At 37.4% G+C, this 24363-nt stretch carries 24 protein-coding genes, 1 riboswitch and 1 other annotated feature; of the genes, 8 read left to right on the forward strand and 16 right to left on the reverse strand.

Annotation, left to right across the window (positions count from 1 at the left end):
• Positions 1–36: 36 nt before the first annotated feature.
• Positions 37–753: a pseudouridine synthase gene (locus ACFSUL_RS12950; protein WP_377936041.1), complete on the reverse strand. Its 717-nt coding sequence runs from the start codon at positions 751–753 to the stop codon at positions 37–39.
• A gap of 44 nt (positions 754–797) precedes the next feature.
• Entirely contained in the window at positions 798–2417 is a 1620-nt protein-coding gene (locus ACFSUL_RS12955; RefSeq protein ID WP_377936043.1) for a putative polysaccharide biosynthesis protein, read from the reverse strand.
• Between the two features lie 253 nt (positions 2418–2670).
• Between ACFSUL_RS12955 and ACFSUL_RS12960 the strand changes: the two genes are divergently transcribed.
• Positions 2671–3930 carry a BaiN/RdsA family NAD(P)/FAD-dependent oxidoreductase gene (locus tag ACFSUL_RS12960; protein ID WP_377936045.1) on the forward strand — a complete coding sequence of 420 codons (1260 nt, stop codon included), beginning with the start codon at positions 2671–2673 and terminating at the stop codon, positions 3928–3930.
• A 51-nt stretch (positions 3931–3981) separates the two neighbouring features.
• Here ACFSUL_RS12960 and ACFSUL_RS12965 read toward each other — a convergent pair whose 3' ends face one another.
• From ACFSUL_RS12965 to ACFSUL_RS12985, 5 genes are all read right to left on the reverse strand, one after another.
• Positions 3982–4167 carry a sporulation protein Cse60 gene (locus tag ACFSUL_RS12965; RefSeq protein WP_071410990.1) on the reverse strand — a complete coding sequence of 62 codons (186 nt, stop codon included), beginning with the start codon at positions 4165–4167 and terminating at the stop codon, positions 3982–3984.
• 451 nt (positions 4168–4618) lie between these two features.
• Positions 4619–4930, reverse strand: coding sequence for a rhodanese-like domain-containing protein (locus ACFSUL_RS12970; RefSeq protein ID WP_377936048.1), 312 nt, complete (start codon positions 4928–4930; stop codon positions 4619–4621).
• A 94-nt stretch (positions 4931–5024) separates the two neighbouring features.
• Entirely contained in the window at positions 5025–5240 is a 216-nt protein-coding gene (locus ACFSUL_RS12975) for a hypothetical protein (protein WP_071410988.1), read from the reverse strand.
• A gap of 84 nt (positions 5241–5324) precedes the next feature.
• Positions 5325–7739 carry a leucine--tRNA ligase gene (gene leuS, locus ACFSUL_RS12980; RefSeq protein WP_377936051.1) on the reverse strand — a complete coding sequence of 805 codons (2415 nt, stop codon included), beginning with the start codon at positions 7737–7739 and terminating at the stop codon, positions 5325–5327.
• A gap of 53 nt (positions 7740–7792) precedes the next feature.
• Positions 7793–8018 (reverse strand) — a binding site (T-box leader).
• A 143-nt stretch (positions 8019–8161) separates the two neighbouring features.
• Positions 8162–8344, reverse strand: coding sequence for a hypothetical protein (locus tag ACFSUL_RS12985; protein WP_377936053.1), 183 nt, complete (start codon positions 8342–8344; stop codon positions 8162–8164).
• A 186-nt stretch (positions 8345–8530) separates the two neighbouring features.
• On the opposite strand from ACFSUL_RS12985, the gene ACFSUL_RS12990 reads away from it, so the two are divergent.
• The 3 genes from ACFSUL_RS12990 to ACFSUL_RS13000 are packed head-to-tail and all read left to right on the forward strand — an operon-like array spanning position 8531 to position 11003.
• Entirely contained in the window at positions 8531–9256 is a 726-nt protein-coding gene (locus ACFSUL_RS12990) for an ABC transporter ATP-binding protein (RefSeq protein WP_377936055.1), read from the forward strand.
• A complete protein-coding gene (locus tag ACFSUL_RS12995) occupies positions 9253–10302 on the forward strand; it encodes an ABC transporter permease (RefSeq protein WP_377936057.1) in 1050 nt (349 codons plus the stop codon). Before ACFSUL_RS12990 ends, ACFSUL_RS12995 begins: the two co-directional genes overlap by 4 nt.
• A 32-nt stretch (positions 10303–10334) precedes the next feature.
• Positions 10335–11003 carry a TetR/AcrR family transcriptional regulator gene (locus ACFSUL_RS13000; RefSeq protein WP_377936059.1) on the forward strand — a complete coding sequence of 223 codons (669 nt, stop codon included), beginning with the start codon at positions 10335–10337 and terminating at the stop codon, positions 11001–11003.
• 48 nt (positions 11004–11051) lie between these two features.
• On the opposite strand, the gene ACFSUL_RS13005 is transcribed toward ACFSUL_RS13000, so the two are convergent.
• The 3 genes from ACFSUL_RS13005 to ACFSUL_RS13015 form a co-directional block, all read right to left on the reverse strand.
• On the reverse strand, positions 11052–12242 hold the full coding sequence (locus ACFSUL_RS13005) for an MDR family MFS transporter (RefSeq protein ID WP_377936061.1): 1191 nt from the start codon (positions 12240–12242) through the stop codon (positions 11052–11054).
• A gap of 409 nt (positions 12243–12651) precedes the next feature.
• Complete coding sequence (locus ACFSUL_RS13010; protein ID WP_377936063.1) at positions 12652–12813, reverse strand: glycogen biosynthesis protein GlgD; 162 nt, start codon at positions 12811–12813, stop codon at positions 12652–12654.
• Entirely contained in the window at positions 12810–13103 is a 294-nt protein-coding gene (locus ACFSUL_RS13015) for a YtzC family protein (protein ID WP_377936065.1), read from the reverse strand. Before ACFSUL_RS13015 ends, ACFSUL_RS13010 begins: the two co-directional genes overlap by 4 nt.
• A gap of 361 nt (positions 13104–13464) precedes the next feature.
• Here ACFSUL_RS13015 and ACFSUL_RS13020 point away from each other — a divergent pair, with 361 nt between their 5' ends.
• A complete protein-coding gene (locus ACFSUL_RS13020) occupies positions 13465–14427 on the forward strand; it encodes a TIGR01212 family radical SAM protein (RefSeq protein ID WP_377936067.1) in 963 nt (320 codons plus the stop codon).
• On the forward strand, positions 14424–14996 hold the full coding sequence (locus ACFSUL_RS13025; protein ID WP_377936069.1) for a class I SAM-dependent methyltransferase: 573 nt from the start codon (positions 14424–14426) through the stop codon (positions 14994–14996). The genes ACFSUL_RS13020 and ACFSUL_RS13025 overlap by 4 nt, the downstream gene beginning before the upstream one ends.
• A 50-nt stretch (positions 14997–15046) precedes the next feature.
• On the opposite strand, the gene ACFSUL_RS13030 is transcribed toward ACFSUL_RS13025, so the two are convergent.
• The 3 genes from ACFSUL_RS13030 to ACFSUL_RS13040 form a co-directional block, all read right to left on the reverse strand.
• A complete protein-coding gene (locus ACFSUL_RS13030; RefSeq protein ID WP_377936071.1) occupies positions 15047–16048 on the reverse strand; it encodes an LLM class flavin-dependent oxidoreductase in 1002 nt (333 codons plus the stop codon).
• Positions 16049–16420: 372 nt separating this feature from the next.
• A complete protein-coding gene (locus ACFSUL_RS13035; protein WP_377936072.1) occupies positions 16421–17494 on the reverse strand; it encodes a tetraprenyl-beta-curcumene synthase family protein in 1074 nt (357 codons plus the stop codon).
• A 14-nt stretch (positions 17495–17508) separates the two neighbouring features.
• Complete coding sequence (locus ACFSUL_RS13040) at positions 17509–18312, reverse strand: alpha/beta hydrolase (RefSeq protein WP_377936074.1); 804 nt, start codon at positions 18310–18312, stop codon at positions 17509–17511.
• Between the two features lie 253 nt (positions 18313–18565).
• On the opposite strand from ACFSUL_RS13040, the gene ACFSUL_RS13045 reads away from it, so the two are divergent.
• Positions 18566–19084, forward strand: coding sequence for a gamma carbonic anhydrase (locus tag ACFSUL_RS13045; protein ID WP_377936077.1), 519 nt, complete (start codon positions 18566–18568; stop codon positions 19082–19084).
• A gap of 196 nt (positions 19085–19280) precedes the next feature.
• Here ACFSUL_RS13045 and metK read toward each other — a convergent pair whose 3' ends face one another.
• Positions 19281–20480, reverse strand: a complete 1200-nt coding sequence (gene metK, locus ACFSUL_RS13050) for a methionine adenosyltransferase (protein WP_377936079.1) — start codon at positions 20478–20480, stop codon at positions 19281–19283.
• A gap of 269 nt (positions 20481–20749) precedes the next feature.
• Positions 20750–20868: riboswitch (SAM riboswitch) on the reverse strand.
• A 488-nt stretch (positions 20869–21356) separates the two neighbouring features.
• Here metK and pckA point away from each other — a divergent pair.
• Positions 21357–22946 carry a phosphoenolpyruvate carboxykinase (ATP) gene (gene pckA / locus ACFSUL_RS13055; RefSeq protein ID WP_377936081.1) on the forward strand — a complete coding sequence of 530 codons (1590 nt, stop codon included), beginning with the start codon at positions 21357–21359 and terminating at the stop codon, positions 22944–22946.
• 124 nt (positions 22947–23070) lie between these two features.
• Here the strand turns inward: pckA and ACFSUL_RS13060 are convergent, their stop codons facing one another.
• Positions 23071–23313, reverse strand: coding sequence for a DUF2584 domain-containing protein (locus ACFSUL_RS13060; RefSeq protein WP_071410975.1), 243 nt, complete (start codon positions 23311–23313; stop codon positions 23071–23073).
• A 195-nt stretch (positions 23314–23508) separates the two neighbouring features.
• Entirely contained in the window at positions 23509–24291 is a 783-nt protein-coding gene (locus tag ACFSUL_RS13065; protein WP_377936084.1) for an alpha/beta hydrolase family protein, read from the reverse strand.
• Positions 24292–24363: the final 72 nt, after the last annotated feature.

The following is a 24363-nucleotide window of genomic DNA, read 5'->3' on the forward strand; positions in this document are numbered from 1 at the left end:
AAACCAAGGGGATTACCGCAGCATCCCCTTGGTTTCTCATGGACGATATTCTCTTAACATCGTCACTTCTTCCTCTGTTAATTCACGATATTCCCCAAGCTCTAGACTCTCATCTAATGCTAGCGGCCCCATAGAAATACGTTTCAAGTACATTACTTTTTTACCAACTGCTTCAAACATTCTTTTTACTTGATGAAACTTCCCTTCCGTTATTGTCAATTCAATATCCGAAGTAATTCCTTGTTTTACTATAGTCAGTTGACCAGGCTTTGTTTTATAACCATCATCTAAAGTAACCCCTTGTTTAAACGCCTCAACATCTACTTCTGTAACCTCCCCTTCAATTACAGCAAAATAAGTTTTCGGAACATGTCTTTTTGGAGATAAGAGCTGATGGGACAATTGTCCATCATTTGTAATAAGTAATAATCCTTCTGTATCTTTATCAAGCCTTCCAACCGGAAACGGATTTAAAACTTGATCTTCCATTTCCAATATATCTATTACGGTTTCGTCATGATTATCTTCTGTCGCAGAAATTAACCCTTGAGGTTTGTTCATCATTAGGTAGATAAACTCCCGATAATGAACTTCCTCTCCATATAATGCTACAGTATCAGCTTCCGGGTTTACCTGTTCTTTACCATCTTTAATTACCTCACCATTCACCTTTAATCCACCAGCTTTTAAAAGCTTTTTTACTTCCTTACGACTTCCATATCCCATGTTGGCAAGTAACTTATCAATTCTCACAAGTTTCAACTCCTTAGGCAATTGCCCATTCTTTCTATGCTGTTTCAGCCGATTTTAAGTTTCTCACGAACGCGAATAACCTTTTCCCCAAAGAGGCGTTCCGCTAACTTGCTACGTAAGCTTAAATAAAAATAGACTGCTGCACCAATTATTCCGCAAACAGCTACTAGTATAATTGCTGAAACGGTAGCTTCTGGGTTTAAAAATTTTTCTAATAATGTATAGAGTGCCCATACGACCAACGCCATTACAGCATTTAAACTTCCGATAAACAATGTTCTTCTTATTATTAATTGAAAACGATAATTTGCAAACTTTTTAATAACATATAAATTAATTAAAATTGCTACAAAATATCCGATTGCCGTTGCTAACACAGCACCTTGTGTTTCCATTAGCTTTATCAATGGTATGTTTAAACTCAGTTTCAACAACAAGCCGACAAGTAAACTGAAAATCGTAAACTTTTGTTGATCAATCCCTTGAATAATTGCCGCTGTAACAGCAAATAAGGCAAATAATATTGCTATAGGTGCATAACTTCTTAACACTTCTGTTCCTAGTGAATCTGGATGATAGAACAATGTGTAAGTAGGTTCTGCTAATAATGCGATTCCTATCGCCGCAGGTGCTGTTAGAAATAATAGAATTTGAAAGGTTTGATCAATTTGGCGGCTCATCCCTTTTCGGTCTCCACTTGTATACGATGTTGTGATAAGTGGGATTAAGGTCATAGAAAAGGCTGTTGCTAAAGATACAGGAATAATAACTAACTTATGACTAAAGAAGTTTAGAACCGCAAAAGCTGCATCTGAATTGCTAGCATTTCCTACAGAAGCCATTGCCCGATTGAATGTGACTTGATCTACTATTTGAAAAAGAGGATTTGCTAGACCAACAAAAATAAATGGAACAGAATAGGTAATGATTTCTTTATACATATCTTTTAAAGAAACATCTACTTCCCCTTTATCTTGCTTTTTTAATTCGTCTAAGGATGGTTTTCGTTTAAACCAATACCATAACAACACAATTAAGCTTGCGATTCCACCGATAAAAGCAGCAAATGTTGCGATACTGATTGCCGTCGTTACTGACCCATCCATTACATGTAACACAACATATATTCCACCAAGCAAGAATACAATTCTTACAATTTGTTCGATAACTTGAGATACTGCTGTCGGACCCATTGATTGATGACCTTGGAAAAATCCGCGAATCAAACTCATAAACGGAATAATAATAAGAGCAAAGCTAACAGCTCTAATTACAGTCGTTACTTGCTTAACAGAAATAACTTGTTCATCACTGGGGATCGTAATTCTTGCAAAAATAGGTGCAAAAGCAAACATGAGGAGAAAAGAGACAAATCCGGTGATTACCATCATTAATAGTCCCGATTTGAACAACCGTCTACCAACAGCATACTCTTCAATTGCATTATATTTTGAAACGAACTTAGATACTGCCAGCGGTAAACCGCCTGTTGCAATCGTTAAAAAAATTGTATATGGAACATAACCGTATTGGTAAAGGGATGCTCCTTCTTCATGACCTTTTAATAGAGCATCAAACGGTATTACAAAAAATAATCCAAGTAATTTAGAGATAATCGTTCCTAGCGTTAAAATGAACGTTCCTCTTATTAATTTTGATGACATAGAATCCCTTCCTATATAAGGCATTTCATTTTTTTACACACTATACGTAGTTTACTACTGTCGACACCGAATGACAATTTTTTAGTGAAACATTGTATTCAAGTCGAAACCTCGATAAAATAAAGGGAATCATTCTAGCAGGGTGAAGATTATCTTTATTTTATCGAGGAATAGTTTATACGCACAACCAATTCCTTCTATATTATTAAAAAAAGATGTCTAATAGTCTTGAAAATATAAAGTTGGTGAATTTATGAAAAATTATGATGTAATTGTTATCGGAGGAGGTCCCTCTGGATTAATGGCGTCCATTGCTGCTGGTGAAAATGGAGCTAAGGTTCTTTTAATCGATAAGGGAAATAAGCTTGGTCGTAAGCTAGCCATATCTGGCGGAGGTCGTTGTAATGTAACAAACCGACTTCCTATAGAGGAGATAATTAAGCATATTCCAGGAAATGGGCGTTTTTTATACAGTGCTTTTTCCGTTTTTAACAATGAGGATATTATTGCGTTTTTTGAAAAACTTGGAATATACCTGAAAGAAGAAGATCATGGCAGAATGTTTCCTGTTTCTAATCGTGCACAAGATGTTGTAGAGGCATTATTGCAAAGAATGAAAGAATTAAACGTGGAAACGAAAACAAATACATCGGTTGATAGAGTACTCTACGAAAATGGACAAACTTCTGGAGTAAAGTTGGTGTCAGGAGAATTTATTTCATCGAAGGCTGTTGTTATCGCGGTTGGAGGAAAGTCCGTTCCACATACAGGATCTACTGGTGATGGGTACCCTTGGGCAAAGGAGGCTGGACATACAATTACAGATATATTCCCTACCGAAGTCCCGCTTACTTCTGATGAAAATTTTATCAAATCAAAAACGCTACAAGGTTTATCCCTTCGAGATATTGAACTAAGTGTACTAAATCCTAAAGGAAAAAAATTGATTACGCATCGGATGGATATGATTTTTACTCATCTTGGCATTTCTGGCCCTGCCGTTTTAAGGTGTAGTCAATTTGTAGTAAAGGCAATGAAAAAATGGAACCTAGACCATGTTAGTATGGTCATTGACAGTATACCTGATCAGAATACGGAACAGCTCTTCCAGTCATTGAATAAACAAATAAAAGAAGATGGCAAAAAGGCTGTGAAAAATATAGTAAAAGGTCTCGCACCAGAGAGATATCTCTTGTTTTTATTAGAAAAGGCGGAAATAACTCCTGATGAAAAAGGAGACAATTTATCTGCTGAGAAGATAAGGAAATTTGCGGACTTATTGAAACATTTTACGTTTACGGTTAATGGAACATTACCTTTAGATAAGGCATTTGTTACTGGAGGCGGAGTATCCATTAAAGAAATAGAGCCTAAAACAATGCATTCCAAAAAGATGCATGGTTTGTTCTTTTGCGGTGAGGTATTGGATATCCATGGCTATACTGGCGGATACAATATAACATCTGCATTGGTTACAGGTCGACTTGCCGGTTCGAATGCAGCATTAATTTAAATAGGAAGAGGTTATGGTAGCTTATATTCCTTTCTCCATAACCTCTTCCTTTTATTTTCTATATATAACCATCGCAGAAAAACAATAAATTTGCTCCTCCTCCTCTTCCTCTGCCATCGCGGCAACATGATATTTAATATCGACTATTTTCCCTTCCTCCACCTTGCTCAAAAATAAATTCATATCTTGTTCCAAATCCTTCTCATGCTCATAATCAAACATCTTCACCTGAATCACTTTTCTCTCCTCCAACGAATCAATTACTAACATTGTTAGCATTTTTCAGAAAATTAAAACCACCACATTTAAAGGTCCGTCCCTGAATGCATTAACGTGTTAAAGGTATATTCAGGTAAAAAGCCCCTCAACACAGGTGTAAAGTGTTGAGGGGCTTTTCTTTTTGTCTAGTTTTAGCGAGCTAGTCGAGCCGCTTCCGCTTTTCTTTTTGTCCAGCTTCAGCGGCTAGCTCGCTGTGAAAAAGATGGTTTCCCTCTAAAGGCAAAAGGCGCCTTTTGAGGGAAACCCCTTTTTTCTTCTCGAGCTGATCGAGCCGCTTCCGCTTTTCTATTTTGTCCAGCTTCAGCGGCTAGCTCGCTGTGAAAAAGATGATTTCCCTCTAAAGGCAAAAGGCGCCTTTTGAGGGAAACCCCTTTTTTCTTCTCGAGCTAATCGAGCCGCTTCCGCTTTTCTATTTAGGCTTTGTTTCGCCTTCCCATGCAAGCATGCCGCCTTCCATGTTGACTACTTTATAGCCTTGATCCTGCAGGTAGTGGCACACCTTTCCGCTACGACCGCCAGAGCGACAAATCACAATATACTCTTTGTCTTTGTCGAAACGGTCTGTTGATTCAGGGATGTCCCCCATTTTAATATGTATAGCTTGTGGAATCATTCCTTCTGCTACTTCTTCGTCTTCTCGAACATCTACTAAATGAAGGTCTTCGCCATTTTTTAATTTCTTTTGAAGTTCATCAGTTGTAATTGTTTTTATTGAATCCATCGTAATCATCCTTTCCTATTAGTCAGTATGATTATATCAGATGGGTGTAGATGAGCAAAAATCATTGCTTGATAATTACTATATAAAATTCCAACTACCTTTGCTCCCTTTTTTCACGTTGTGCTTGAATTCTCTTTTGGACCTTCGGGTGGAAGGCGGTAGCTGTAAGTAAGTTCAGTATCCCTACTCCAAGATAAACTAACTGCTTTTCTTTAGAAATAATCCCTACTGTAAGCCATAGTAAAGAGGAAAATCCAAATAAATACATAATAAAGTTATTCATCTTTGATTTGTTTTCATTTTGTGCCATTTGTATTCCTCCTGCATTAAAACACCTTTTCTTAAGGAAAAAGCTTAGCCCGCTAAATAAACGTGGCTAAGCTTTTTATCTTTATCAGTTTGCTACAATATTCACTAGTTTTCCAGGAACAGCAATTACTTTTCTTACTGTTTTGCCTTCAATTTGCGATTGAATCGTTTCGTCTTCCATCGCAATTTTTTCTAAATCTTCCTTACCGATATCTCTAGCAACTGTCAGTTTTGTACGAACCTTTCCGTTGATTTGAAGAACAATTTCCACTTCGTTGTCAACGAGTTTGGATTCATCATAAGTTGGCCACTTTGCGTAAGAGATCGTTCCTTCATGACCAAGTTTGCTCCATAGCTCTTCGGCAATATGTGGTGCAATTGGTGCAAGAAGTTTGACGAAGCCTTCCATATACTCTTTTGGAAGTGTTTCAGCTTTGTATGCATCGTTAATGAACACCATTAACTGAGAAATACCTGTGTTAAAGCGAATTCCCTCATAATCTTCCGTAACTTTTTTGACCGTTTGGTGATAAACTTTATCAAGGTCACTATTAGCTACATCCTTCACTTTAGAACTTAAGCTTCCATCCTCTTCTGTAAGTAAACGCCACACGCGGTCAAGGAAGCGACGCGCTCCGTCTAAGCCTGTAGTACTCCATGCGATTGATGCCTCAAGCGGTCCCATAAACATTTCGTATAAACGTAGTGTGTCAGCACCATGGCTTGCTACAATTTCATCTGGATTGACTACATTTCCTTTTGATTTACTCATCTTTTCGTTATTTTCTCCAAGAATCATCCCTTGATTAAACAACTGTTGGAATGGCTCTTTTGTCGGAACTACTCCGATGTCATAAAGGAATTTATGCCAAAAACGAGCATATAGTAAGTGGAGAACAGCATGTTCTGCACCACCGATATAAATATCAACTGGAAGCCAGTCGTTCAATTTTTTAGCGTCTGCAAGTGCCTCTGGATTTTTCGGATCAATATAACGTAGATAATACCAGCAGCTACCTGCCCACTGCGGCATTGTATTTGTTTCACGACGTCCTTTTTTACCTGTTTCAGGATCTTCGACATTAACCCAGTCGCTAATATTAGCAAGTGGAGATTCACCGGTACCAGAAGGCTTAATTTCCGTTGTTTTTGGAAGTACAAGTGGAAGCTCACTTTCTGGAACAGTCGTTGCGGTACCATCTTCCCAATGGATAACAGGAATTGGCTCTCCCCAATATCGTTGGCGACTGAATAGCCAATCACGTAAACGATACGTCACTTTTTTCGTTCCTATTTCTTTTTCTTCAAGCCATTCAATTGCTTTTACTATTGCTTCTTCTTTTTCAAGATCATTTAGAAAATCAGAATTAACATGTGCTCCATCACCAGTATACGCTTCTTTCTCGATATCTCCACCTGCAACCACTTCCACAATTGGGAGTTCAAATTTTTTCGCAAATTCATAGTCACGTTCATCATGTGCAGGTACTGCCATAATCGCACCAGAACCGTAACTCATTAGTACATAGTCTGCAATCCAAATTGGCATTTTAGCTCCATTTACAGGATTAATCGCATACGCGCCTGTAAAGGCACCTGTTTTGTCTTTCGCAAGATCTGTACGTTCGAGGTCACTTTTTGATTTTACTTCGTTAATATACGTCTCTACTGCACCTTGTTGCTCAGAAGTTGTAATTTTTTCAACTAACGGGTGTTCTGGTGCGATAACAGCGTAAGTAGCACCAAAAATTGTATCTGGACGAGTGGTGAAAACATCAAAACTGTCCTCATAACCTTCTATTTTGAAGGTAATTTCTGCACCTTCAGAACGACCTATCCAGTTACGTTGCATATCTTTGATGCTTTCTGGCCAATCTAGATCTTCTAAATCTTCTAGAAGACGGTCAGCATAAGCAGTTATTTTCAGCATCCACTGTTTCATTGGACGACGTTCGACAGGGTGTCCACCACGTTCACTTTTTCCATCAATAACTTCTTCATTCGCAAGTACTGTCCCAAGTGCTGGGCACCAGTTTACGGCAACTTCATCAACGTAAGCTAACCCTTTTTCATAAAGCTTCGTAAAAATCCATTGTGTCCATTTATAATAACTTGGATCTGTCGTATTAACTTCACGATCCCAATCATAGGAAAAACCAAGTGCTTTAATTTGACGGCGGAAATTATCAATGTTTTGTTTCGTGAATTCCGCTGGGTCATTCCCTGTATCTAGTGCATATTGCTCTGCAGGTAACCCAAAGGCATCCCAGCCAATTGGGTGTAGAACATTATAACCTTGCATGCGTTTCATGCGCGAAAGAATATCTGTGGCTGTATACCCTTCTGGATGCCCTACATGAAGGCCAGCACCAGATGGATATGGAAACATATCTAGTGCATAAAATTTTGGTTTTCCTTCGTCAGTCGTTGTTTTAAAGGTTTTATTACCTTCCCAGTATTTCTGCCATTTCGATTCAATCTCTCTATGATTAAAACTCATATTGAGAACCTCCTTTTAAATAAAAAATAAAAAAACTCTCATCCCAAATAAATATTTGGGACGAGAGTTTATATGTATATACTCCCGCGGTACCACCCAGGTTAGTGTAATGTACTCGCACTCGCTCTATTCATCCTTAACGCGGAAAACGGCAAGTATTACTAAACTTTCACACTTGCAACTCAAAGGCGAGTTCATGATGTTTCTGGTTGACTTGCACCACCCGTCAACTCTCTTTCTCAGAAAACAATCACTACTGCTCCTCATCACAGTTTCTATTATGTTATCTACTGTATTTCCTATTTTATTCAAAAATATACAGAGTTGCAAGCCTAATTACAAGAAACTTTTTTCAGGGTTCTACATATGTTGACAAGAAAACAATGAGGAACTATTGAACAATGTGCCCCCATCTAAGATTATCACCTGACCTGTGATGTGACACCTTTCGCTGCATCACTGCAAAGGAACATCATATAACCAGAAATTCCCCTTATTTCTAGAAATCGCTTTTGTGGTACAAGCGGATAAATTACTTCTCCAGCGATTTCAAACCCAATTCCTTGTTCAGCACCAGTGACAGATACAACGGTATTTTGAACCATCCCCTTTGAAAATATTGCAAACATTCTACTTTTTATTTTATCACTGATTAATACTATATGTAGAGGTTACAAGGAATCTTATCTCGCAAAAAATAAGTGAATACTCACTTTTTCATTGACATAAATAAAATAAATTGTAGTATAAATGAGTAAACACTCACTTCTTTTGACAGGAGGTATTTTTTAATGAGTATTAGTATTGCGATAGAACAAATTAGTAAAAGTTTTGGCAAGAAAACCGTCCTGAATGAGATAGATTTAACCATAGAGGGAGGGCAAATTTATGGATTTATCGGTCCCTCAGGTGCAGGAAAGACAACGCTAGTAAAAATGATAGTAGGAATGGATAAGCCTGATACAGGAACTATTCATGTGTTAAATAAAAAAGTGCCCAATTTAAAGCTACTTCAAGAGATTGGATATATGGCTCAATCGGATGCCCTTTATACAGAATTAACAGGTAGGGAAAATCTTACATTCTTTGCGTCTCTATACAAGTTGAAGAAAGCGGAAATGATGGAGCGCATCACGTACGCTGCCGACTTAGTAAATTTAACAGATGAATTAAATAAAAAAGTATCTGCCTATTCAGGTGGAATGAAGCGTCGACTATCCCTAGCGATTGCTTTAATTCAAAATCCTAAAATTCTTATATTAGATGAACCAACAGTAGGAATTGACCCTGAACTAAGACTAATAATTTGGAAAGAATTAAAACGATTAAAAACGGAAGAAGGTAAAACGATTATCGTAACAACACACGTTATGGATGAAGCAGAAAGATGTGACTATATAGCAATGGTAAGAGATGGAATTATCCTAACTAATGGTACACCAAAAGAATTGAAGACGTACTACGAAGTGAACAATTTCGACGAAGTATTCCTAAAAGCAGGGAGGAAAAATCCATGAGAACCGTTGCATTAATCAAAAGGATTTGTCAAGAAATGCTCCGGGATAAACGAACATTAGCTTTATTGTTTGTGGCCCCATTATTAATTTTATCCTTAATGTATCTACTATTTAATGGAGATTCCGTTAAACCGACATTAGGCGTAGTAAATATCGATAATACACTTGTAAAAGTATTAGAAGATGCGAATATTACTGTCAAAGAATATGAGAGAGCAACTAACGATACGGTTGTGGAAGATAACCTTGATGGTCTCCTACAAATGGATAATGAAAACATAGAAATGACACTACAAAATAGTGACCCATCACAGGCCACATCATTACAAGTGAAAGTAAACCAAGCAATAGCAGCACAGGTTCAAGCAAAGTTAATTAAAGATAGCCCATTGGATTTGAAAGGGAGCCATATCGAGACTAATTATGTTTATGGTAGTAGTGACACGGTATTCTTTGATGTTTTAAGTCCAATTTTAATTGGCTTCTTTGTTTTCTTTTTTGTATTTCTTATCTCAGGAATTGGTTTATTAAAAGAACGGACTACCGGTACATTGGAACGGTTAATGTCAACACCTATTCGAAGAGGAGAAATAGTGACAGCATATTTAGTTGGTTTTGGAATATTTGCCATTCTTCAAACCATCATTATTGTCTTATATTCAGTTAGTGTATTAGATATAGTACTTGTAGGCTCGATGTGGAATGTAATTCTTATAAATTTACTATTGGCATTAGTGGCACTCTCATTAGGAATTCTATTATCAAGCTTTGCTGCTTCTGAATTCCAAATGGTTCAGTTTATCCCGATAGTAGTGGTTCCACAAATATTTTTTACCGGGATTCTTCCGCTTGAAGGAATGGCAGATTGGTTACAATCCGTAGGGAAAATCATGCCACTCTATTATGCAGCGGATGCTTTAAAGGCCGTAATGTATAAAGGGCAAGGTTTAGGTGAAATACAAATAGATCTCCTTGCTCTAGTAATATTTGCAGTGATCTTTATTTCACTAAATATATTCGCTTTGAAAAAGTATCGTACGTTATAATTAAGTTCAGATTATAAAGGAAGTGGTCTTAATTGTCTAAACACAATCTTTTAGATGCAATGATTGCCCAAGCAAAATTATCAAAAAAACAAACCAATAAACAACAAAAAATCGTAGAAACTGCGATTAAAATGTTTGCAGAAAAAGGATATGCAAACACATCAACTAGCGAAATAGCAAAAGCAGCACAGGTAGCGGAAGGAACTATTTTTCGTCATTATGGAACGAAGGACAATCTATTACTTTCGGTTATTCTCCCATTCCTAAAAGAGTCACTGCCAACAATAGCGGAAGAAGTTTTTACCGAAGTAATGTCAAAAAATGTAGTATGCTTTGAAGACTTTCTAAGAGCATTACTTAAAAATAGAATTGCCTTTATTAAAGAAAATAAAGAAATATTTCAAATTGTAATCAAAGAGTTTTTATATAATGAAAACTTAAGAAACGAGCTACTCCCTTATTTTTCAGAAACCATTGGACACCGACTCACTAAAGTTATTGAAACGTATAAACAACGCGGAGAACTAGTAGATATTCCTAACAATATTATACTAAGATTGATGTTTACTTTTATTGGAGGTTATTTCGTATCTCGCTTTGTCTTGCTTCCGGAAATTTCCCTTATGGATGAAGAAGCAGAAATAGATACTGCCATTCATTTCATCATGAATGGTATAAAAAAACAAAGCCAGGGGGGGTAAAATCCCCCCCTGGCTTTGTTTTTCATTTTATATTCTTTGGCTAATTCTTTAATTTACTGAAACATGAATCGATTCTTTTTTCTTTTTGAGTGGACGATCATATTGGCTAGACAAAATTAATGAAATGAAGAAAAAGACAATTAATACGCCAAACAATGCCTGAATGCTGAATAGGTCGACAAGGACACCGCCTATAAACGGCCCAATCATTCTCCCACCTGTTGCGGTACTATTCACAATTCCTTGGTAAAAACCTTCTCTTCCCTTTGGAGCCAAACTGTTAGCTATAGTAGGAACTGCCGGCCAAACCAACATTTCTCCAATTGTCATAATAATCATCGCAACTGCAAACAATTGAAAATTACCGGCCACAGAAGCTACACCAAAGGAAATCATAAATATAACTGTACCAATGATAATTTGAATTTTTAAATTGTCTTCAAATTTTTTAATCAGTTTGGTGAGTAACGGTTGTGCCAATACAATTAATGCTCCGTTTATTGTCCAGAGCATGCTGTACTGCTTTAAACTTATATTAACCTCTTGCGTGTAACTAGCAATAGTAGATTGCCACTGAACATAGCCAACCCAACATAATAAATATGCTGCACAAATGATTACAAGAGAAGTAAACTTAGCCTTATTCTTTATAAGTTTTGATTCATTCAATACAGATGTTTGATGGACTCTTTCCACTGAAATATTTTTATAACCAAATAATGCAATGAAGAAAAATATAACAAACATAAGTAAATTAGCTAAAAATATATACCTAAAGGAAAAGGATGCAACGAAACCACCAAGGGATGCTCCAACTGCAACACCAATATTTTGCGCTACATAAATTGAGTTAAACGCCTTTCGTCCTCCTTCAGGCCAGACAGATCCAGCCATTGCAAACATCGAAGGAAATACCACTCCCGAACCAAAACCGATTATAGTAAGAAAAGTGACATATCCCAGCCAATCATTCCAAATATTTATCCCTATCAAAGCAGTAAGCGTTATAACAATCCCAAGCAATACAGAACGATACCCTCCAATTTTATCAAAAAGAGTTCCGCCAACAAGATTACCTATTACACTTGCACCTGCATTTAACATTAAAACGATACCTGCAACAGTTAAAGACTTTCCGAGATGCTCGTTAATGTAGATTGTGTTGAGTGGCCATAAAAAGGAAGCCCCTGTTACATTCACCGCCATACCGACAACGAGGAACCATAGTGATTTTGGCATAAAAAAAGCTCCTTTCGGAAATTGGTCTAGTTACAGCAGCTAGTTTCTCGAGCCGCTTATACTTTGCAATTATTTCGAGTACCAAAAGGATTTTACTCTTTTTTACGCTAGGTGGCAAGAATATTTTCTCGGTTTTTAAATAAGTGAAATATCCCCACCATCTCCTCAATAAATTCGCTATGCCCCTATCAATAATTTCTGTTTTGCGATTTCTTTCTGCCCACTCCTAATTATTTCTCCTGGCCAAAATTATTGATAGCCTTATTGTACAGTTCCCCCTCATTCTAGATGGGTTAAATATTTCCTAGCACAACCGTATTGTTGACACAGCCTAGTTTATTCTAAGTCTAGATACTAATATAAAAGAGACTAACTATGACTAATTTAGTCATAGTTAGTCTCCTATTAATTATTCCGTGCGTTGTTTTGATTTAATTGGCTGACCTTGACGTTCATATTTCTTTTTCGCTTCTTGTACAGGATTATACTCCTCACCGAACTCTGTTTCTAAATTCCGGTTGTTGTTACGAGTTTTTTGCTCTGGATTATTTTGTTTTGAACGTTTTTTCAATGTAACTTCCCTCCAACCGTAGATGGGTCATGGTCTAAGAGTATCATTTCGTTCTGAAGATTTTGAAGTTGCAATCTCATTCTGTGTAATTGATCTCGTTGTTGTGCATTCGCACTATTAGCCAGATTCATTACATCATTAATTGCCTCTTCAACCCCTTGCATTGCTTGTGTATACTCCTGATCATGGTAATGCTCTTGTTGTGTACCTGATTTATATTGCTCTTGTGCGTAACGAATCGCGTCTTCACACTTTTGAATACATTCATCAACCGATTGTCTTGTTGCCACTCTTGATTACCCCCTACTAATAAAATGATGTCAGCAAACTAGATGGAAATAATTTTTATCATAAAAAAACGAGTGAACTATTGTTTCCATTAAACTTCTTTTCCTTATAACCTTTTACACCTGTATCCTGTTGCAACATCTATGTGTAAAGAAGACAAAGAATCATTTCCTTCTTCTTTCTTATTGTGAACAACATCCTACTTTATAAAAGTGGAAATCTTCACCTATTTACCTAACATTCAAAATCCATTCGCTCCTCTCCCTCTTTCATGATAAACTCTTAATTACAAGGTCCGTCCCTCACTGCGTTAACGCAGTGAGGGACGGACCTTAAGAATTGTTTGTTTAGGAGGTGTTTGTTGTGACTAGCTCAACAAATCCATTTCCATATGCACTTGATGATAAGAGGTATCATACTTGGAATTATCATCTACGCAAGCATTTTGGACATAAAGTATTCAAGGTTGCGTTAGATGGCGGATTTGACTGTCCCAACCGTGATGGTACTGTCGCTCATGGTGGATGTACATTTTGTAGTGCTGCAGGCTCAGGAGATTTTGCAGGAAACCGTGTTGATCCATTAGAAAAGCAATTTAACGATATAAAAAAAAGAATGCATAAAAAATGGAAAGATGGAAAATACATGGCTTATTTTCAAGCGTTCACAAACACGCATGCACCTGTTGAGGAACTTCGTGAAAAATACGAAACAGTTCTAAAGCAGGATGATGTTGTAGGCTTGTCTATCGCAACACGTCCCGATTGTCTTCCAGATGATGTTGTAGAATATTTGGCAGAGCTCAACGAGAGAACTTATCTTTGGGTTGAATTAGGACTGCAAACTGTTCACGAAAAGACAGCGACAATGATTAACCGTGCACATGATTATACTTGCTATGTCGAAGGTGTAAATAAATTAAGAAAGCACGGAATTCGCGTTTGTTCTCATATTATTAACGGTTTACCTCAAGAAAATTACGGTATGATGATGGAAACTGCCAGAGAAGTTGCCAAATTAGATGTTCAAGGAATTAAAATTCATTTACTTCACCTGTTAAAAGGAACACCAATGGTAAAGCAGTACGAAAAAGGATTACTGGAATTTCTATCCTTTGACGAATATGTGAGTTTAGTATGCGACCAACTGGAAATAATTCCACCAGAAATGATTGTTCATCGCATAACTGGTGACGGACCAATTGATTTAATGGTTGGTCCAATGTGGAGTGTGAACAAATGGGATGTTCTTAATCACATTGATCGAGAATTAAAACGAAGAGACACCTGGCAAGGTAAATTTTACAAATCGGAAGTGATCTCATGAAACTAGAACGAATTCTTCCTTTTGCACGACAACTGCTACAAAAAGCAGTGACTCCTGGTGATGTAGTCGTTGATGCTACACTTGGAAACGGACATGATACACTTTTCCTCGCGCAGATTGTTGGAGAAAATGGACGTGTGTATGGCTTTGATATTCAAAGAGAAGCAGTAGAGAACACCCACGAACGTCTCATTACACATGAACTAGCAGACCGTGTTACATTGTTCCAACAAGGGCATGAAACGCTGATGAATGCTATTCCTCCAGTACATCATGGAAAAATTATGGGAGCAATTTTTAATTTAGGTTATTTACCTGGTGGAGACAAACATATTGTCACAAGACCAAAAACAACTATCTCGGCCATTGAACAGCTGTTAGAAATGATGGGGCCAGAAGGAATCCTTGTGCTTGTTATTTACCATGGTCACCGTGAGGGAGCGGTAGAACGTGATTATATTATCCGTTATGTGGAAAAGCTGGATCAAAACTATGTACATGTATTACGATATCAATTCATGAATCAACAAAACAATCCACCATTTATCATTGCGTTGGAAAAAAGGTAAAAATGAGGGACGGACCTGTGGAAAGGTCCGTCCCTCATTACGTTAAACTATTAAAGTAATTCATTTGCGATTAGTTCGAAGGTTTTTCGTTTGTCTTGGATGTCGTAAGTAATGGATACAAGCATAATCTCATTTGTTTGGTATTTTTCACTTAGGTGAAGCAACTGTTCTTTTACCTCTTTAGGTGTTCCGACAACCATTCGTTTTCTGTTTTCTTTAACCCTCGCTAATTCAAAACTGCTATATTTATACGCCGCCGCTTTTTCCGGGCTTGGTGTTCCATGGGATTCCATTCCTTGTTCAATCATCAGCAGTGAAAGATCGATGCTAGATGCAATCCGTTCCGCTTCTTCATTGGTTTCTGCACAAATAACAAAAACAGCAAACATATTATGCGGCTCTTTCAAGCTAGCAGATGGAACAAAATTGTTTATGTAAGCCTCCGTATACTGCGGTCCACCTTCTCCATTAATAAATTGGGCGAAAGTATAGGGTAAACCTTTTTGTGCAGCAAGCATCGCACTTGAAGGACTTGAACCAAGAAGCCATAGTTCCGGCACAGTCTTAATCATCGGGGAAGCCTTTAATCCGTAGAACCGATGGCTTTCTGGAAGGGAATCCGTTAAATAATAAATTAATTCATCAATTTGCTCTGGATAGCGATGCACATCCCTTTTCTTCCCATCGTGTAGTGCCATTGTTGCTCGAGGCATCCCTCCAGGTGCTCTTCCCAATCCTAAATCGATTCGGTTTGGGTGCAAAGCCTCTAGTAAACGGAAATTTTCCGCAACCTTGTAGGAACTATAGTGCGGTAGCATTACACCGCCAGATCCTACACGAATTTTTGATGTATGAGCAGCTAGGTGAGTAATGAGAATTTCCGGCGAAGAACCGGCCAAACTGTAAGTGTCATGATGTTCTGACACCCAAAACCGCTCATATCCAAGACTTTCAACAAATTGAGCTAACTCTACTGTATTTTTCAATGCTTCTTCAGGGTTCATTCCTTCAGAGATTGGTGATTGATCTAACACACTTAGTTTAATTGTCATAGGAACATTCCTTTCCATACTTACCATACAAAAGTGAACAAATATGCATCTGTTGTGTATTATTATCTTTTTTTGGAAAAAGAATGTCCAATAACATGCTTAAAAGTAATGGCTATCTTTTAACTACGCTGTTTTCGCAAAGCTTATTGTTTATGGTTTATGACCAATGGACTGTCCTTTTCCGTTCTAATCCACTCTATATTTTTAACCGTTGTTAAAAGCAACAATCCTTTAGAAAACAGCCTTTGACTAAGAAAGAGGTGGTATCCAATGAAAATCAGACAACAAAGAAAGTGGAAGTAAGTCGGTATTTACCGCTTCTCCAATAAAAAAGACTCACTTCCTTTTTATATTCGAGAAATGAGTCTGTCCTTATGAAGTTTTCCGCCAATTCTGCCATTTTCGATAAAGTCTTCCATTCAAATAAAAAAACCTTGTTATCCAGCCAGCTTCTCCAATAAATTCTTTTGAAAATTTGTGAACCTTTTGTTGCTTCCAAGCCTTTTCATCCGATAAGTAAACACCGATAAGTCCTTTATTAATGAGGCGATGAAAATTTGCATGAGGTAGCTCATTAGTAAATTCATCTGCTTTTACTAAAAAATATAGCAAGCGATCCTTGAGCTGTTGCTCATCTTCATAGTAAGAACAAAAATTCAAATCTCCTTCTAATGAATCCTCTTCTTGATCGATAAAATAATCTAGAAGAATGTGTAACCCTTGAATATAAGGGAAATAACCTTGCTTTATTTTATCAGCATAGGAAGCTTGAAAATCATTCCTAAATGCATAGGAAACAATACAAAAAATTCCTAAAGTTGATCCAGAACAAGCAGAGAATTCATACCAGCCCATTGGTGGTAGAGTATCTTTGTACTGGGAATACCATTTTTGTAGCCGCGGTACCCTTTCTTCTACTTGGACATGTTTATGTATTTGTAGATCACAATAGTATTGGCACAATTCTAATAAATGTTCTCTTACGTTTTCATATTGCTGCATTTTTCTTAATGCAAACTGGCAGGTACGTACTAATTCGACTAAATACCCTCCATCATCCTGATCATTACGCAATGCATAATAATTCTTAGGAACCGCCTCTATTGTCAAAGAATCCAACATTGATTGATGCAACAGAGTAAAATCAGATGGGTCTAAAGAGGTGCTTCTGTCACAAAGGTTGTCCAAATAATCACTAATGGTCTGGTATGCAACAATAAAACGAATTACCTCATCTTTATGTTCAAGCGCAAGCAGTGCCATAATAGAACCTCCTTCACAATGGAAGGTTTTATCTTTTATACTTCCTGCTGCTTGTTTCCTTAGTTCTGGATTAGGAATACAATCTGCTTTTTGTCTCCAATAGTTCAATTCTCTATGCACGACAGGAAAAACCTTTCGATACACTTTAGGCATTAATGAGAACGGATGACCCGGAATAGACAACTACCTCACCTCACTTACACGATATAACCTATTGTTTTTAATCTACTTTCTACAAATGCTTTCGAGTATTCAAATATTTCTTCGCGTTCCGGCTCATTAAAAATCTCATGGTAACACTTAGGCCATTCTTTATAATGCATTTCTGATATGTTCAATTCGTTAAACCACTTTTTCACTGCAGTTTTATCGACAATCTTGTCATCACCTGCTTGCATAACCAACAAAGGTATATCAGGCATCTTTTTTGTATTGGTTAAAGCCAGCTTCGTAGCTTGGACAAGCTCGCGATACCAACGAACCGATACTTTTGTAATATATAACGTATCATTGCTATCTATTTCTCGAACATCGGCATTTCTTGTCGCCATATCAACTGTCAAACCAGATGGGAATTTTACCGTTGGTGCAACTTTGTTAAGTCCAATCGACAACAAGTCCATAGCCTTAGAAGGAGTGTGAAGCATTCCTAAACACGGGGAAGACAAAACAACACCAGCAAGATTTATATGTGTCTCCTGCAAAAGTCTTGTAGCTATAAGTCCTCCCATACTATGCCCAAGCAAGAAAACTGGGAGTTCAAATTGGTAAGCAGCTTGAATCCAATCTTTTACTTCTATAATGTATTCATCAAAACTGTCAACATGACCTCTTGCAGAACGTGAGGTCATCCCTTGGCCAGGTAGGTCTCCCATAATGACATGATATCCAGATGAACGCCACATTTCAATGAGCCAGCCATATCGCCCATGATGTTCCATTGCCCCGTGTACAATTACGATAACTGCTTTCGCCTCTTGATCCGTTTCCCACTTCCACATGGCATTTCCTCCTTTTTTCTACTGTTAAAGCTTTTCCATTGACCAAGCCGCTTCCACTTTTATTTATCTAGTTACAGCGGCTAGACCCTCGAGATCATAAGGCAATCATCCCATAAAGGCAAACACCGCCTTTCCGGGATGCCCGCCTTATGCTTGTCGGGTCTGACCAAGCCGCTTCCACTTTTATTATTCTATTATACTCTATTATCTGCTAACATTAATTATAATAAAAATCACAGAAAGAGGTAGTATTATGCTCTATTCTTATTATGACAAAAAACCTAAAATTGCAGACAGTGTATTTGTAGCTGATTATGTAACGATAACTGGTGATGTTGAAATAGATGAATATTCAAGCATCTGGTTTAACACTGTTATTCGCGGAGATGTCGCTCCTACGAAAATTGGTAAAAAGGTCAATATACAAGATAACTCCATTTTACACCAAAGTCCCAATAATCCTCTTATCCTTGAAGATGAAGTAACAGTCGGGCATGGGGTTATTTTACATAGCTGTAAAATTAGAAAAAAAGCTCTTATTGGTATGGGTTCTATTATACTGGACAACGCCGAAATTGGTGAAGGCGCTTTTATCGGAGCAGGTAGCTTAGTACCACAAGGGAAAGTGATACCACCTAACACACTTGCCTTTGGTCGCCCCGCTAAAGTAGTAAGGGAACTTAACAAACATGATATTAGCGAGCTGAATCGGATTTCTCGAGAATATGCTGAAAAAGGCCAATACTATAAAAACAGCACCCCAGTGGAATAATAACCGATACCATTGTAATACCCTTTCCAGTGAAATTTTAGTCATAAAGTCTGCTATAGTACAAAAATTCCGTTTCAAATAAAGGAAAACTTCCATTAATGAGAGTTTTATTTCCCGTTAATGCAGGATAAATAGAAAAGAAAGGAGACAGTAGAGTTTACATTACTCATACTGTCTCCTTTCTTAATTAATATAATTATTTTGCTGCTTCTGCTTTTAAACTCTCAGCCTTGTCCGTACGTTCCCAAGGGAGGTCAACATCCGTTCTGCCAAAGTGGCCGTAAGCAGCCGTTTGTTTATAAATTGGACGGCGAAGGTCAAGCATCTTAATAATTCCAGCTGGACGAAGATCAAAGTTGTTGCGAACAACTTCAACTAGAACATCTTCTGACACCGCACCTGTTCCGAATGTATCAATGGAAATGGAAACTGGTTGCGCAACACCAATTGCATAAGCCAATTGCACTTCACATTTTTCTGCTAATTCAGCGGCAACGATATTTTTTGCCACATAACGGGCAGCGTATGCAGCGGAACGGTCTACTTTCGTTGCATCCTTACCAGAGAATGCACCACCACCGTGGCGGGCATATCCACCGTATGTATCTACGATGATTTTACGTCCTGTTAAACCAGCATCTCCTTGAGGTCCACCGATAACAAACCTTCCTGTTGGATTGATGAAGTATTTTGTTTCACTATCAATAAGTCCTTTTGGAACTACAGGATCAATAACAAATTCCTTCAAATTACGTTGAATTTGTTCTAATGAAACTTCAGGATGATGTTGTGTTGAAATAACAATTGTGTCAATACGAACAGGCTTATCATTTTCATCATACTCTACTGTAACTTGTGTTTTTCCATCTGGACGTAGATACGGAAGAATTTCTTCTTTGCGTACCTCTGTTAAGCGGCGAGCAATTTTATGTGCTAAAGATATAGGTAGAGGCATAAGTTCTTTTGTTTCGTTACATGCAAAGCCAAACATTAATCCTTGGTCACCAGCACCAATTGCATCAATTTCTTCATCTGTCATTTGACCTTCACGAGCTTCAAGAGCTTGGTCAACTCCTGCAGCAATGTCAGCAGATTGCTCATCAATAGATGTTAAAACTGCACATGTATCGGCATCAAAACCGTATTTGGCACGAGTATAGCCAATTCCGCGAATCGTTTCACGAACAGTCTTCGGAATATCTACGTACGTGTTAGTTGTAATTTCACCTGATACTAATACAAGGCCTGTTGTAACAGATGTTTCACACGCAACACGTGCATTAGGATCTTTTTGTAAAATAGCATCAAGAATTGAATCAGAAATTTGGTCACAAATTTTATCTGGGTGTCCTTCTGTAACAGACTCAGATGTAAACAGTCGTCTTTTAGTAGACATTAAGGTTCCTCCTTAAGTAGGTAATCGTTAGGATTCCTAACCGATAATTGGATACGGTACTCATTCCCTAAATAGTATGAAGTAAACAGGAGCTTTTTATAAAATAAAACTTAAAAATGACAGTTTTACATGATTATTTTGCTTTGTCTTTCATCCTATAATTGCTAATAGGTCAAGGGGAAAGGGAATTATTAAAATTTCTAGTAAAATAGAAAAAACCTTTCCCTTAAAAGTAGAGGAAAGGTTTCACTACATAGCCGAGCCTTTCACTCTTATCGTTCAAGGTAAAAAACCTTGCCTCAGTTTAGCACCTTCGCTCGGAAATGATACTGGAGCAGGTTGCTGGGTTTCATAGGGTCTGCTTCCCTCCACCAGCTCGGGATAAGAGTATCCGTTCAAGGTACAATAATAACTTCTTTGTCAACACGTGTCAATAAATATATAAATAAGATTAGTCGTTTATACTAACGAAAATAATCAGTTACCGTTTCTAAAATAGACTAATTCATCCAAAACAATTACGAAACGATAAAAAAGGTTTTTTTATAATATGAACAGTACTTCTATAGTAGTAAAATTTTAGAATTCTCCATATTATAATTGGTTTTGATTAATAAAATTCACAAACAACTTCTTCATATAGCAGGAAATAAGGCAATTCTCTAAGATTCTTTCACATTAATTGTGACAAAAATATAACATATTATAAAAATAAATAAATAGTATAGACTAATAAGTTGATTGTGTTATACTAATTATCAAGAAAACAAAGGGTAAGGTTTTAATTCCAAGTGTAATTGATCTTTCTTAATTATTTCTTAAACATTATCTTCACTAGGGTAAAAACCTTAAATAATGATAAAAGGAAGGGTTCGAATGAATTCAGTGAGTATGTCTAATGAATTAATGGAATTACTAAACGGTCAAAATATTCAACATCAGCTTTCGGTCCCACGATTGGTGGAAAAAGTATTAAATCGCAATGAAGGCGTATTAACTTCTTCTGGTGCTGTTCGTGCCGAGACTGGTAAATATACAGGGCGTTCGCCTAAAGATAAATTTATTGTAGAAGAACCCTCAACAAAAGAAAAAATTGATTGGGGTTCTGTTAATCAACCAATCTCTCAAGAATCTTTTGATAAACTACATGACAAAGTAATCCAATATTTAAAAGAAAAAGACGAGGTTTTCGTTTTCAAAGGTTTTGCAGGAGCAGATCACAAACACAGAATGCCTCTTCAAGTGATAAACGAATACGCTTGGCATAACCTTTTCGCTCATCAATTGTTTATTCGTCCGAATGAAGATGAATTGGTGGATCATAAATCAGCGTTTACAATTATATCAGCTCCAAACTTTAAAGCTGATCCAGCAGTAGACGGTACCCATTCTGAAACATTCATCATTGTTTCATTTGAACGACGGGTTGTTTTAATTGGTGGAACAGAGTATGCAGGGGAAATGAAGAAGTCCATTTTCTCGGTTATGAATTATATGCTCCCTGAATCTGATATCCTTCCAATGCATTGTTCAGCAAATGTTGGTCGTGAAGGTGACGTCGCTCTTTTCTTCGGGTTGTCTGGTACAGGTAAAACAACACTATCAGCTGATCCCAACCGCCGATTAATTGGTGACGATGAGCATGGTTGGTCACCAAATGGCGTTTTTAATATTGAAGGTGGCTGTTACGCAAAATGTATTGGTTTAACAAGGGAGAAGGAACCACAAATCTATGATGCTATCCGATTTGGTTCTGTTCTTGAAAATGTTGTCCTAGATGAAGAAAGCAGAACACCTGATTATGAAGATAATTCCTTAACTGAAAATACTCGCGCTGCCTACCCGATTCAAGCAATTGACAATATTATTGTTCCTAGTATTGCCGGGCATCCAAATACAATTATTTTTCTAACAGCCGATGCATTTGGAGTATTGCCTCCAATAAGCAAATTAACGAAAGAACAAGCAATGTACCACTTCTTAAGTGGGTATACATCTAAACTTGCTGGTACAGAACGCGGAGTTACATCACCAGAAGCAACGTTCTCTACTTGCTTTGGTTCTCCATTCCTTCCACTTCCTGCAACACGCTATGCAGAGATGCTTGGAAAGAAAATTGATGAACATAACGCACAAGTCTTCCTTGTTAACACAGGTTGGACTGGAGGAGAATATGGTGTTGGAAACCGTATGAAACTCTCCTTTACTCGCGCAATGGTTCAAGCAGCATTGGAAGGTGAATTAAGTAACGTAGAGACAGTAAAGGATGACGTCTTCGGTCTCGATATCCCTGTACATGTTCCTGGTGTACCTGATGAAGTTTTACAACCACGTAAAACTTGGTCTGACGAAAATGCTTACGAAAGCAAAGCAAAAGAACTTGCACATAAGTTCAATGAAAATTTCAATAAATTTTCCCAGGTTGCAGAAGAAATTGGAGAAAAAGGCGGACCAACTGTGCGATAGATTATGAATCTTACATCAAGAGGTTGACTTATAGTGCTTCACACTATAGTCAACCTCTTTTTTCATAGAAAAGTGAAAGTGCCTCCTAGCACTTTCACCTCTCCGTTTAAACCATATTTTACTATTAATTTGTCGAATTCAATGATATTAACCGATAGAAAATAGTTGTCGTCTCCTGTTCCCATTCCAATTTTTCAATTGTAGCATATCCGCTCGATTCAGCATCTTTTGTCTTTCTTACTTCGGTGGGGATATGCATTGGATAAAGACGATACCCAGCTTTTTTTAGTTCAAAGAGATTCTCCTCTTTTCTTAATTCGTTTCCTTTCGTAACAATCATTGTATTTAATTCAAGACCCATTCCCATTATTTTTTCCCCTAACTTTTTAAAATCAAATTTCTGTCGCATTTGCGATTTTTTCTGTCTAAATCAATAATTTTAAATCTAGATCCTTTTTCTTTCGTTTTGGATCATCCCCAGCTTTTCCCAATCATTTCCTGAACCTATATTAATAAAAATTTCTATCTTCAGTTTCCTCCCCTAGTCCTTAGGGTTTGAACTTTATCTCTGACGCTTCATCCATTCACAAAGCATCACCACTATTTCACGATTTGTTGCCGGCGGAAAGTAATGTGTAAATCCTTTAAAATACTTAGTCTCTACCGCTTTATTAAGCTCCTCTAACCGCTTTTCAAGACGTTTTCCATGCTCAATAGAAACATTTTGATCCTCTTCACCGTGAATGATAAGTACTGGAGCTTGGATTCTATCTATATGATAAAGCGGTGTTCTCCACTCATATCTTTCAGGATACTTATTCGGACTTCCTATGACTCTTTTCATCATTCTCCGTAAATCTTTTCTTTCTTCATATGTCAAAAACATATCAGATACTCCTCCCCACGTCACAATAGAGGTAGCATCTTGTTTATGTATACCAGTTAATAGTGCCATTACTCCACCTCTAGAGAATCCAAATACATGTATTCTCTTCGGATGAACTCTTTGGTAATCTTTTAATAATTCGAATCCTGAAAAAGCATCCCAACGATCATCGCCAGCGAAGTCTTCCTGGCCTTGACCTCCTAAATTCCCGCGATAATATGGTGCAAAAACAATGAAACCCTCTTGAGCAAATTGAGCAATTCGAGCAGGTCTAACCATGCCCACTCCTTTTATGCCTCCTCTTAAATAGAGAAAACCGTCATACACTTTATTGTTTTTTGGTTCGGCTAGCATCCCCTTCACAGCCAACCCTTCCGAAAAGTATACTACCTCATACAACTCTACATGGGGATTAGGTGACGGAAATGGGACTTTTTTTATTATTTTCCCGTTTTGCATATTCTCTTCCTTTCAAAGACGCATCATAGATATTCACACATTTTCTCTCGGTACATAACCTATTTTAGCAAA

This window comes from Bacillus seohaeanensis (assembly GCF_042684945.1).
Lineage (GTDB): Bacteria > Bacillota > Bacilli > Bacillales > Bacillaceae_B > Rossellomorea > Rossellomorea seohaeanensis.